The sequence below is a fragment of the Tolypothrix sp. VBCCA 56010 genome (genome assembly GCF_050875635.1).
Classification (GTDB): Bacteria; Cyanobacteriota; Cyanobacteriia; order Cyanobacteriales; family Nostocaceae; genus Hassallia.
Genome location: NZ_JBPAOH010000043.1, coordinates 37,501 through 49,593, shown reverse-complemented (window position 1 = coordinate 49,593; position 12,093 = coordinate 37,501). Strand labels below are relative to the sequence as shown.

13 protein-coding genes and 1 pseudogene are annotated in these 12,093 nt (G+C 42.6%); all 14 read right to left on the bottom strand.

Going from position 1 to position 12,093, the window contains the following annotated elements; all coding sequences use genetic code 11:
• Positions 1-97: 97 nt before the first annotated feature.
• Positions 98-2,620, bottom strand: coding sequence for a sigma 54-interacting transcriptional regulator (locus tag AABK37_RS16790; protein WP_432552695.1), 2,523 nt, complete (start codon positions 2,618-2,620; stop codon positions 98-100).
• Positions 2,621-2,789: 169 nt separating this feature from the next.
• On the bottom strand, positions 2,790-3,044 hold the full coding sequence (locus AABK37_RS16785; RefSeq protein ID WP_432552694.1) for a ubiquitin carboxyl-terminal hydrolase 14: 255 nt from the start codon (positions 3,042-3,044) through the stop codon (positions 2,790-2,792).
• Between the two features lie 139 nt (positions 3,045-3,183).
• Positions 3,184-4,581 (bottom strand): ATP-binding protein, encoded by a 1,398-nt coding sequence (locus AABK37_RS16780; RefSeq protein WP_432552693.1) that lies wholly within the window; start codon positions 4,579-4,581, stop codon positions 3,184-3,186.
• Positions 4,582-4,615: 34 nt separating this feature from the next.
• Positions 4,616-5,152, bottom strand: a complete 537-nt coding sequence (locus tag AABK37_RS16775; protein ID WP_432552692.1) for a GNAT family N-acetyltransferase — start codon at positions 5,150-5,152, stop codon at positions 4,616-4,618.
• 205 nt (positions 5,153-5,357) lie between these two features.
• Positions 5,358-6,749: an ATP-binding protein gene (locus tag AABK37_RS16770; RefSeq protein ID WP_432552691.1), complete on the bottom strand. Its 1,392-nt coding sequence runs from the start codon at positions 6,747-6,749 to the stop codon at positions 5,358-5,360.
• Between the two features lie 67 nt (positions 6,750-6,816).
• Positions 6,817-7,203, bottom strand: a complete 387-nt coding sequence (locus AABK37_RS16765; protein ID WP_432552690.1) for a type II toxin-antitoxin system VapC family toxin — start codon at positions 7,201-7,203, stop codon at positions 6,817-6,819.
• A pseudogene (locus AABK37_RS16760) lies at positions 7,203-7,428 on the bottom strand (type II toxin-antitoxin system Phd/YefM family antitoxin). Before AABK37_RS16760 ends, AABK37_RS16765 begins: the two are co-directional and overlap by 1 nt.
• Positions 7,429-7,549: 121 nt before the next feature.
• Positions 7,550-7,765: a type II toxin-antitoxin system Phd/YefM family antitoxin gene (locus AABK37_RS16755; protein ID WP_432552689.1), complete on the bottom strand. Its 216-nt coding sequence runs from the start codon at positions 7,763-7,765 to the stop codon at positions 7,550-7,552.
• Between the two features lie 121 nt (positions 7,766-7,886).
• Positions 7,887-7,985: a DUF2281 domain-containing protein gene (locus AABK37_RS16750; protein WP_432552688.1), complete on the bottom strand. Its 99-nt coding sequence runs from the start codon at positions 7,983-7,985 to the stop codon at positions 7,887-7,889.
• A complete protein-coding gene (locus AABK37_RS16745; protein ID WP_432552698.1) occupies positions 7,957-8,115 on the bottom strand; it encodes a type II toxin-antitoxin system Phd/YefM family antitoxin in 159 nt (52 codons plus the stop codon). The genes AABK37_RS16750 and AABK37_RS16745 overlap by 29 nt, the downstream gene beginning before the upstream one ends.
• A 145-nt stretch (positions 8,116-8,260) precedes the next feature.
• Positions 8,261-9,925 carry an FAD-dependent oxidoreductase gene (locus tag AABK37_RS16740; protein WP_432552687.1) on the bottom strand — a complete coding sequence of 555 codons (1,665 nt, stop codon included), beginning with the start codon at positions 9,923-9,925 and terminating at the stop codon, positions 8,261-8,263.
• Between the two features lie 6 nt (positions 9,926-9,931).
• Positions 9,932-10,063, bottom strand: a complete 132-nt coding sequence (locus AABK37_RS16735; RefSeq protein ID WP_432552686.1) for a hypothetical protein — start codon at positions 10,061-10,063, stop codon at positions 9,932-9,934.
• Between the two features lie 24 nt (positions 10,064-10,087).
• Complete coding sequence (locus AABK37_RS16730) at positions 10,088-10,483, bottom strand: VOC family protein (protein WP_432552685.1); 396 nt, start codon at positions 10,481-10,483, stop codon at positions 10,088-10,090.
• Between the two features lie 351 nt (positions 10,484-10,834).
• Entirely contained in the window at positions 10,835-12,025 is a 1,191-nt protein-coding gene (locus AABK37_RS16725) for an MFS transporter (RefSeq protein ID WP_432552684.1), read from the bottom strand.
• Positions 12,026-12,093 lie beyond the last annotated feature (68 nt).

Below are 12,093 nucleotides of genomic sequence, written 5' to 3'. Positions count from 1 at the left end.
GGCCCTATCGCATTGGGCATTGGCATTCTTTCCCATGCCCCATGCCCCATTCCCCATGCCCGCTCTCATCCCACTCCGTGGCTGGGGTGGGATGAGCTTAAGACACTATAATCGCCCACATACTAGCGCCTAGTGTAATAGCTGCTAAGTGTTGCCAAAAGAGCGATCGCATCGGTTGACGAGCAATTTTTTGGGTTAACACTATCGTCAACAAAACTGAAAAAATCAAGGTAACACCCTGCAAAAAGTCAACTACCGCTGGGTGAGCAACCAATACAGGCAACTGTTCGCCATTTAGACCAAAAGTGGCAAAAGTTACTGGGATAATGCGTCCGCCTTCTTCTAGGCTCAAACGCAGATAGTGCGCTAAGTTACCGCCCAGAACTAATGGTAAATAGCCATAAGCGAGTTCTATAAATGCTTTCGGCTTACGTCCAAAATTTATTATTTTCGTCAAGCCATATGCCGCAAAGGGAATAGCTACAGGGATAATCAAAGCTAGCAGTGATAATCCTAAATGTTGCCAAAATTGCGTTAAATCGAGATGTAATCCTAACCAAGATTGCAATTCTGGTAAACGATGCAAATACACTCCACCTAATAATAAAAACAACAGTGCTACTTCATAAGTGTGGGCTACATGAGTCGTCCACAATTCAACACCGGGGGGACGCAAATTAAACTCAACGGAACGATGGGGACAAGCTTTCAGACAAGTCATGCACAGCACGCAGTCTTTATTATCTTCTAATTGTGCTGGGTGCGAATACAATGGACACCCGTTAGTTTCCATTCCTTCGCCTTTTTCCGGTCCACCTTTGTAACACTGATAAGTAGTGCAAGTGGCGGAACAAATACCTTGCTGCGCTCGAAGTTCGGTCATTGAAAGTTTAGCAAATAAGCCGTTCATCCCGCCGATGGGACAAAGATATCGACACCAAAAACGCCGTTCAAAAATGGCAGAGAAAATCATCGCGCCGGCGGTAATTAACAGCAGCAAACAAGCAGAAAGGTAAGCTGTATTATCTAAGTCCCAAAGTTCTTCCCACAGAAAAATTAGGGCAAATAGTCCAAAGAGAAACCATCCACCCCACTTTTCTGCTAACTCTCGATTCCAGCGTTTGAGTTTTCGAGGAAACAACCATAAAGAGAGTTTTTGGGTAATTTCTCCGTAAATCATGAAGGGACAAACAGCGCACCACACGCGACCGAGAAAGGGAAAGAGAAATAGGAAAAAAGCCCACCACCAAGCCCAAAATAGATTGAGAGCGAAATTACGATCGCGTGTTTGCGGTCCAATAAATAACACTGCGACAATCAAGGCAAAAGCAGCGGCAGTAAAGCCATAATTAATGCGATCGGGCCACCACGCACTGCGGAGAAATTTCCACAAATCTGGATAAACATTCAACAAATTCACCCGAAATCGCTTTTTCTTCGTGTCCGCTGACCAGAAAATTTCTTCTGTTAATTCCCGCGCTTCCCCAGCTTGGACGATCGCTCTTTCTACCAAATTTTGCAACTCTTTCAAGTTGCCAGGAAAATCATAAGATTGCAAACGGCGCAATGCTTCTGGTGCTAATTTTTGTTTATAATTACCCTTAGCCTGAGTGTAAAGACTGATGTAATAATCCACCTGAGCCTTAATATCAGCCTTCCGCACTCGTAGCGGTGGCACTTTGATGTGATGACCGATACAGCGTTCGATTTGCGGCTGATTTTTTTCGGAAATAATCAAAATCCGAGCGCGAGAAGTGCGGGGTGCGGCTGCTTCTTCAGAACGATTTACGGGATTGTACGTAGATTTTTTGATTAAATCTACTATTTGTGGCATTAACTCTGGCGGAGTTTCTTGGATGTTATTAAGGACAAGAGTACCTTCTCCCAACCATTCCAGCAGTCCGGGTTTGCCGCCAGCACGTCCGAATAAATCTGCACCGCTGGTTTGCAGGATACCACAGTTCACTTTGATAATCGGTTCGCGTCGCTGTTTAGAACTAAAGTGAATTAAAGCAGCGATATTGTCTTTTTCTAAGCCTGGTTCACCGAAAATCAAGACAGATTTGCGATCGCTTGCAGCTTCGCGAATTTCCTCGCGCAAACGCACCGCATAGCGACTTGTACCAACAATTCCGCGTCGCGCTTTGGTGACTAAATACGGACGCAAGGCAATAGTACGTTCTTGTTCGTAGGTAAAGGCTGATGTTAAATTCGCCAATTCCTGCGCCAATTGACGGGAAACAGCTTGAAAAATTTCCGGGTATTCACTGACTAAAGCGCGAAATTTTTCGGCAGGCACAACCCAAACATGGCATTCTGTAACAGTGGTGATGGTGCGTTGCGTCGGCTGGTCTAACAGCAATTCTTGCAGGTGAATCACGGCACCGGGAAGAAAGCCGATCGCTAAAGTTGGGTTGGCTTGATTGCTGCTATCGCTTTCGAGTTGACCTTCGACAAGAATGTAAAGTGCTTCTGGGGTAGTGTTTTCTGTAACTAAGTTGGTTTGAGGTGGGATGATTTGTTCTTCGATTTGTTGGGCGATCGCATTTAACACTTCAGCTTCAAGAGTTCCTAAAGCTGTGCGTTCTTGTAGCCATATTACTGTTTCTGGAGATGTCATTATATTCTTCGTAAGCTGCTATATATAAAAGGAATTATCGCTCTTATGCGGATTAATTTGAAATTATGAGTCTATCAGATATCCCTAATCTTTGGGTTCCTTTCGCGCTTTTGAGTTTAATTGTTCTAGCTGCTGTGTTTTTTAGTCGCAGCAGCTAAGAATTTATTTTCTACACGAAAGTTTTATCGATATAACACCAACGCCATTCTTCACCCGGTTCAAAGGATTTGACAATCGGATGATTGGTGGCGTGGAAGTGTTTGGTGGCGTGTTTGTTTTTTGAAGAGTCGCAGCAACCGATGTGTCCGCAAAGAAGACATTGGCGCAAATGCACCCATGTGTCCCCCATTTTTAAACATTCTTCACAACCGTTAGCGCTAGCTGTAACTTCTTGAATTTGATTGAGATGCGTGCATGTACTCATGAAATTCTCCTGATAGTTAAGTAGTAATTTGTAGTAATTTGTAGGGTGCGTTAACGAAGTAACGCACCTTCTTGATCTAATCTGTTTAAGGAGTCGCGGTGCGTTAGCATTGCATAACGCACCCTACCAAGAGTGCTTACTACGAAGATAAATTCGTTGGCAAGCGAATTTGAAATTTTGTTTTTCCTGGTTGAGAAAATAGGCGGATATCACCTAAATGTTGCCCGACAACGACGCGATAAACGGTGTGCAAACCTAAGCCGGTTCCTTGTCCTACACCTTTGGTGGTGAAAAATGGCTCGAAAATGTGGGATTGAATTTCTGGAGGAATTCCCGGACCATTGTCAGCAATTTCTACTAGTAAGAAATCGTTTTCGCAGACGGTGCGAATTTGAATTTCACCTTGCCCGTTCATCGCATCAATGGCATTATCAATTAAGTTAGTCCACACTTGATTTAATTCGCTGCCATAAGCGCTGATACGCGGGGTATGACAGTCATATTCACGCTTGACTACTACACCTTGTTTTAGCTTGTGATTCAAGATTGTAATCGTACTTTCTAACCCTTCATGAATATCTATTTCTTGTAAGGGTGCTTGATCCATGTACGAGTAATCTTTGACTGCCTGTACTAAAGTAGAAATACGGTCAGTGCTATGCTCGATTTCTTCTAACAAATCTAGTTCTTGCAAAGTTACTTCTATCCAAGTGAGGACATCACCCAGCAACAAATCACCTACTTTTTGTTGAACATTCAAAAGCCAGTCGATGTCAATTCCGGCTGTAACGAGATTGGGAGCGAGTTTCCAAGCATTATTGATGTTACGATCTTCTAGCCATTGTGTGATTTCATCTTCGCGATCGCTTTGAGTCAGCGGATCGAGTTTTGTTGTTGTTTTTGCCCGTTGTATTGCATCTTCTTGCAACTCAGATAAAAAGGCTTTTTGGGCACAGTTCATCTGCTGTTGATTCAGCTTAATTGTCAATGGTTGCAATACCTGCACAGTTTGGCGCAATTGTCCAGCGGCTCTGCGACCGGCTGAGGCAGGATTATTCAACTCGTGTGCTAATCCAGCGGCTAAAGTGCCTAATGATACTAGCTTTTCTCGATGTTGTGATATTGATTGCACTGTTTGCAGACGTTTTGCCATATTTTGCAAAATATCTATCATCACACATGTACAACTCGAAAGCAGTTCCCAAAAGGCTTCGTTTGGCAATTCTAAAATATGGCTGCGAGTTACTGCTTTTCCTGTTACCCAGAAGTTTTTCTCACCCATTAAAACAGGTAATTCACCAAATAACGTTTTGGGTTTGAATGTTACTAATAAAACTTCTTGATTGCCTTCTTTTTGCGTAATTCTAATTTCCCCTTCTAACAGTACAAAAACATGATTTGCTGGATCTCCTTCTTGACGATGAATTTCACCAGGTTCTAACCATAATTCTGTAATTTGTTCAAGCAGCCATTGCAAACGTTGTTCCGGTAACTTTGTGAAAAGTGGTACTTGGCGTAAAGTGTTGATATCAAGCATAAAGCGATTTTAGATTTTATATTTTGGACAGATATTAATCAGGAAGTAATTTAAATAATTTGAGTTCGATACCACCATAATATTTATTGGTGCGACCTATAGGAACCATATTCAGCCTTTGGGTAACACTAATTGAAGCATGATTTTCCGGTTTGGTTACAGCATATATTACTGGCAACTTGAGGATATTAAACCCATAATTAATAGCTGCTTGTCCAGCTTCAGTCGCGTAACCTTTACCCCAAGAAGACTTCCGTAAGTGCCAACCTACCTCATAATCTTCGGTTAAGTTATTTTCAGTATCGGGTAATTGTTTCAGCATGACAGCTCCTACAATCTGTCCAGTTTCTTTTTCAACTATTGCCCAGAAACCAGTGCCCTTACTGAGTTTAGCGTAGCGGTCAATAATTTCTTGTAGGCTCGCCCGTTGCGATTCTACACTTTCCTCAATCATGCCGCCAATAAAGCGGGTTACATCTGGATCGCTGTACATTTCAAAGACTGATTCGGCATCTTTTTCGGGTATCCAGTTGCGGATAATCAAGCGATTAGTTTCAAAAAGGGTAGTCATAGCGAGTTTTAAGTAAGTCGGCAAGAAAAATTCAATCTATGTAAATAAATGTCAAATTACTGTAGGGTGCGTTGTCGCATAGCGCAACGCACCAAGCATAATCGTTGGTGCGTTAGCTAAAAGCATAACGCACCCTACAATTTAAGTGCTATTAAATCTAGTGAATTTAAATTTAAAATTATCAAATTTTTCAACTCCTAATTTATCACTCTTTTTTGCATGAATCACTAACTAATTTGATAGGCAAACTTACTCGAAAACGAGTATTACCAGGTTGGGATTCAAAGTGAATATCACCTTTGTGTCTTTTCACAATAATTCTATAAGCAATTTCTAAACCTAACCCAGTGCCTTTGCCCACGCCTTTTGTAGTAAAAAATGGCTCAAAAATTCGAGTTTGAATCGCTGGCGGTATTCCCATTCCGGTATCGGCAATTTCGACTACAATACAGCTATTTTGTCTGTATGTGCGTATCGTCAAATCGCCTTTTCCATCCATCGCATCAATGGCATTATCAATTAGATTTGTCCACACTTGATTGAGTTCGCTAGCATAAGCACAAATCCGTGGCAGAGTCTTATCATATTCGCGATTAACAATAACTCCTTTTTTTAACCGATGATTGAGAATAAGCAAAGTATTTTCAATTCCATCATGCAAATCTATCTCTTGCAATGCAGCTTGATCCATGTAAGAATAGCCTTTAATTGCTTTCACTAAGTCAGAGATGCGGCTGGTACTTTGTTCAATATCGTTGATAAGTCCATGAGAAGCGAGTGCGGCTTCTAACCAAATCAAAACGTTACTAAGACAGTCTTCAGGTATCTTGTCGGCGAGAGTATCTAACTTTTGGGCATCAATGCCGGCGCTAACTAATGTAGGGGCAAGTTTCCAAGCATTACTAACATCATGGTCTTCTAGCCAGTCTGTAACTTCATCTTCTTTATCGCTTTGGGTAAGTGTGTCGAATTTGGTTGTGTGTTGTGTCGCTTGCAGTTGAAAATTGATAATAAAATTTAGTTGTTCTTTATTGAGTGAATTTAACTGCAAAGCGAGATTTTGCAAGTTTTGAAAATTATCGCGCAGTTGCCCTGCTGCGCGTCTTCCGGCTGCGGCGGGATTATTTAATTCGTGTGCTAGCCCAGCTGACATTTTACCTAGCGCTGCTAGCTTTTCTTGTTGCCTAAGTTGTACTTCTACGTCTTTGGTTCGCCCCGCCATTGCGGTTAGAATGACATCAGCTAAAGGCGAACATTCTGCCATGATATGTCTAAAAGTATCAATATCAACTTGCAAAACGCGACTGGGTGATAACGCTTTCGCATTAGCAATTGATGCGGAACCAGTCAACATCGACAATTCACCCATAAATTCACCTCGACGATGCACTGCTAACAGTCTTGTTTCATCACCAACGTGTTTGGTAATCTCAATTTCGCCTGATAAAACAACATGAAAGTTATAGTTTGATTCGCCTTCATTAAATAGGATATCGCCTTTGTTTAGCTTAATTTCTTTGCCAAATTGCTGCATCTCCTGTAATGCTTCATCAGGCAGTTTCGGAAACAGTGTGTTCTGGTTGGGATCGTGCAGCATAACAACTCCGTATCAATATTGATAAACTGTGTGAGGCGATCGCGCAAAACTTCTTCTTTTTCGCTACTTACCACAACTGCTGAATCGGATAAGCATCAAAAGCAGAATCAGCGCTCAAAATTGGTATTTGCTCAATTATTGCTTGTGCAATTAAAAGTCGGTCAAATGGATCGCGATGATGAAGAGGTAGCTTTGCAACTACAATAAGATAATCTATTTTAATCTTCAGCAAATTGAAGTCGTTAAGACTGAGTTGCTGTGTGATGAATTCCTCAAATGGCAGATGAAAACTCAGCTTACCGATGCTTTGTTTAATCGCCATTTCCCATATGCTGGCTGTACTAATTAGCTTTTTGTTATTTTCATCCTCAATTAACACCCGTATTTGATTACTAAGTTGGGTATTGCCCTTAAAAAACCAAATAAAGGTGTGAGTATCTAGCAGTAATCTCATTACATATAATCCTTAAAGTCTTCTAAAGGCTCATCAAAGTCATCAGATATCGTAATCAAATCTTTAGCGCTTCCAAATAGGGGGCGACGTTTCACTGGCGAGACAGGAGTGAGTTTAACTACTGGCTGTTCGTATGATTGTAATCACGATTTCTTCACCATTAATTGCGGCTTCAATTAATTCGGGCAAATGTTGAGATGCTTCAGCGAGAGTTATTTGTTGCATGGTTTTTACCGCTCTATTTTTAGTGGTGTGAAAATTTAATTGTTTTATGCAGAAACCTAGACACTTCAAGGGCTGTCAATGACGAACCAAATGAATGTATGAGTATCTAGCAGCAATTTCATTACATATAATCCTTAAAGTCTTCTAAAGGCTCATCAAAGTCATCTGACATTGTGACTAAACCTTTAGCACTACCAGCACGGCGACCACGCTTAAAAGGCACGAGTTTGGCAATAGGCTGGTTATCTTTGACAATGACAATTTCTTCACCATTAATTGCGGCTTCAATTAATTCGGACAAATGTTGAGATGCTTCGGCGAGAGTTATTTGTTGCATAAACTTTACCTCTCTATGTTTAGTGGTGTGAAAATTTAATTGTTTGATGCAGAAACCTAGACACTTCGAGGGCTATCAATTACAAACCAAATGAATGTATGAGTATCCAGCAGCAACCTCATTACATATAATCCTTAAAGTCTTCTAAAGGCTCGTCAAAATCATCTGATATTGTGACTAAACCTTTAGCACTACCAGCTTTGGCGGGGCGACGTTTCACTGGCGATACAAAAGTTAGTTTCACAACTGGCTGTTCGTATGATTGTAATCACGATTTCTTCACCATTAATTGCGGCTTCAATTAATTCGGACAAGTTTTCAGATGCTTCAGCGAGAGTTATTTGTTGCATGGATTTTACCTCTCTATTTTTATTTCATTGTGACATCAAAAATTCATTGTTTTATGTAAAAACCTAACCCCCTAACCCCCTTCCCTACAAGGGAAGGGGGAAAATTACTCCCTTCCCCTAGTAGGGGAGGGGCTGGGGAGAGGTTTCACACTACGTTGCTGAGATATTGATGCACAAATTGAACGCAAATTGACCCTTCACCGACGCTGGAAGCAACTCGCTTGACTGAACCTTGACGCACGTCACCGACTGCAAAAACACCGGGGATGTTGGTTTCTAATAGATAAGGATCGCGTTCAAGCGTCCATCCTTTCGGGCGGCGTCCGTTAAGTTGTAAATCGGGACCTGTTAAAATAAAGCCGCGATCGCCTTTTTCCACTACACCATCTAACCATTCGGTGCGCGGTTGGGCACCAATAAAGATAAATAGTGATGTCGCCGGCACTGTTTGCGTTTCCCCTGTCAGCGCATTCACAATTGTCAGCGCTTCTAAAGAAGTCTCACCTTTTGCCTCAATCACGCTAGTATGTGTCTTTACTGTGATGTTCGGTGTTTCTCCGATTTGGTCTATTAGGTATTGAGACATGCTCTTAGTTAAAGAGTCGCCACGTACCAACATCGTTACATGCGAGGCGTATTTAGAAAAGTACATCGCAGCTTGTCCGGCTGAATTTGCCCCTCCAATGATATACACTTCTTCCCCTTGGCAACTCATCGCTTCTGTTTGCGCTGCACCGTAGTACACGCCTGCGCCAGTTAGTTTTTCGAGTCCGGGTACGTTCAACCGCCGCCAAGCCACACCCAGCGCCAATATGAGGGCATGGCAACTGATTTCGCTACCGTCGGATAACTGCACAAAACGATACGGATCTTCTACGCGAATTCCCGTAACTTCTTGCGGTGTGAGAATCTCCACCCCGAAGCGTCTTGCTTGAGTCACGGCACGCCGCGCCAAATCGCCGCCACTCAAACCCACGGGAAAGCCGAGGTAATTTTCAATGCGGGAACTGGTGCCGGCTTGTCCGCCTGGAGCCTCGCGTTCTATCATGACGGTGCGTAGCCCTTCTGATGCACCATATACGGCAGCGGCTAAACCACCGGGACCGCCACCAATGATAATCAAGTCATAAAAGGGTTTTTCTGCTTGGGTTTGCAAGCCAATTTTCTCGGCAATTTGCACGTTGCTTGGCTGCATCAAGTTGGTACCGTCGGCGAAGAGGACAAGGGGTAGGTGTAATGTATCACAATCGGCGTATTCAACGAGCTGCTGCGCTTCTGGTGATAATTCGATGTCCATCCACTGATAGGGGATTTGATTTCGGGCGAGAAAGTCTTTGGCTTGATGGGACTGGGGAGACCAGCGGTTGCCTATGACGCGAATGCCTTCAAATGGTGGGTGGAATGTGGCTTGCCAATCGTCAAGCAAATCGTTCAGCACGGGATACAAGCGTTCTTGTGGGGGATCCCACGGCTTCATTAAGTAGTAATCGATTTTTGTGGTGTTGATGGCACGAATTGCTGCATCGGTGTCTGCATAAGCGGTAAGCAGTGCGCGTTTTGCGTCTGGGAACATGGATAGCGCTTGTTCTAAAAACTCGACACCAGACATTTGCGGCATCCGCTGATCGACGAGGAACAGTGCCACTGGCTGGTTGCGGAGTTTTATTTGTTCTAATGCTTCTAAGGCACTGGCACCAGATTCGGCACGCAAGATGCGGAAGCGATCGCCATATTCCTGACGCAAATCCCGCGCCACAGCTTGCAAAACTTCTGGATCGTCATCAACCGTCAGAATTACAGGTTTAGCCATAGCGTTTCAAGAATGGGGAGTGGGGAGTGGGGAGTGGGGGAGTGGGGGAGTGGGGAGTGGGGAGTGGGGAGTAGATAGTGGATAGTGGTTAGTCGATAACTGTTGACTGTCAACCAACAACCAACAACCAACAACCAACAACTAACTACTAACTACTAACAGTTAGACTAACAATTCAAATAGCCCAATTAAAGTTCCGTCAGGATCTCGTAGATAAGCTGTTTTAATTCCGTAGTAGGGATTGTTCATTGGAGCAGTGGTAAACTTAACACCTTGATGGGTTAATTTCTCATATTCTTCTTCTACATCATGCACTGTAAAAATTAAGGCTACATTATCTTGACATTCGGCATGAGGTGGCTTGGCAGTATTGGCAATCATCTTTGCCATTTCTTGTCGCCGAAATAAACTCAGTTTCATGTCTCCAACTTTAAATTCAGCGTATCCATCTTCTAGATTTTCGTTTTTTACTTCAAATCCCATCACATTTTTGTAGAAATCAAAGGAAGTTTTCAAGTCAGAGACTAAGAGTCTTGTGTATGCAGATCCTACTTTCATCGCTAATTCATTAAATAATATTAAGTTCAGTTGACTTTTTCCTAGCAGTGTAGTCTGGGACTAGGGAATGGGGCATTGGGGAGGCAGTGCGTTGGGCGGGGATGCCGACTTGAAGCACCTGCCGTCATTGGGCATTGGGAATTAAAGATGCTCGATTTTTGATGCGCGTTCTAATTAGGATTCTTTCCATGCCCCATGCCCCATGACGCCAGTTGCTTCAAGCCGGGAAACCCGTCCAACGCACTGGCTCCCCCATGCCCCATTCCCTATTACGCAAAACAGATAAAAACAGTATTTAGGTAAAGTTGATATTACACATCTTGCTTACGGTATAAACCAGGGGGTTGCGTATTACAAGCAAGTGCAATATCTAAACACAATCAGGGTAAGAATTGCAAAACCTACACCTGTAAAAAATACGCTATTAATTCCGCCAATACCAAAAACTATTCCCATCAGCAGCGGTCCTAAGGTTTGTCCTATACCGAAAAATGTACCATTCACCGATAGAATTGTAGCCAGATATTCTCTTGGTGCTAACTCTGCTAAAAGTGTTTGGGTACTGGGCAAACCAATACCCAAACCTACGCCAAAAATTGTGGTTGGGATTAATAATAACCAGATACTGGGTAGGAAGGGAACAATGAATAGAGCTAACGCATACAAAACAAAAGATGCTCTAATTAAAGTTGTTGCGGAATATTTTCGGGATATTTTTCCTAACTGTAAAGCTGTGATAGCAAGCGCCACAGAAACACTTGAGAGTATCAATCCAATTGTCCAAGGCGGTTGTTTGAATATATTTTTAATTAATTGTGGTAAGTAAATTACATAAGCACCGTAGAGGAGAAAGAAGTTAGCGGCACTGGCAATGAAAAGTCCAAAAAGTTGGCGATTTTGGAGAACTTTGCCAGCATTTCTCAAATACTCTTTCAAGTTTCGGTTTCCTTTGGGTTCCGGATTTTTTAATTTCAATAACACCAACAAGCCGATAGGAATCGCTACTATCGGCAGCATAAAGGGATAAAACCAGCCAATTGTTGCTAATGCACCGCCAATTGCAGGATAACTTGCTGTGCCGATACTGCTGACACTAGCGTTGTAACCCATTGCAGTAGTGCGTTTGTCTGCTGCATATAAATCGCCAAGTAAGGTGACGCTTAAAGAAGGCAAAGAAGCAGCACCAATTCCTTGCAAGAAACGCAACAATAATAAAAGGTTAAAGTCACGGGCAAAAGCGCAAGCCGTACCAGCGATTCCAAATAAAAACAGTGAGGGAACGATAATTTTCTTTCTGCCCAATCTATCGGCAAGGACACCAATTACAGGACCTAAAACTACAGCCGGAAGGGTGAATACTGTAACCAATAAACCATTATTTTTCGGATTAACTTTCAAGGCTTCAGCTAAATAGGGAAAAGCTGGACCTACGCTGGCTACTCCGAGAACTGCCATTAGAGAAACTGCACAAATTATCTGAAAATTGGTGTCTTGATAAAGTGGTTTTTGGCGTTCAAATTGTTGATTTTCTTCTGAATTCATGATATTATTTTGTAGGCGAATAGGCAAATTGGCGAGGCATCTCTAGAGATACCACGCCAAGGTGCTTA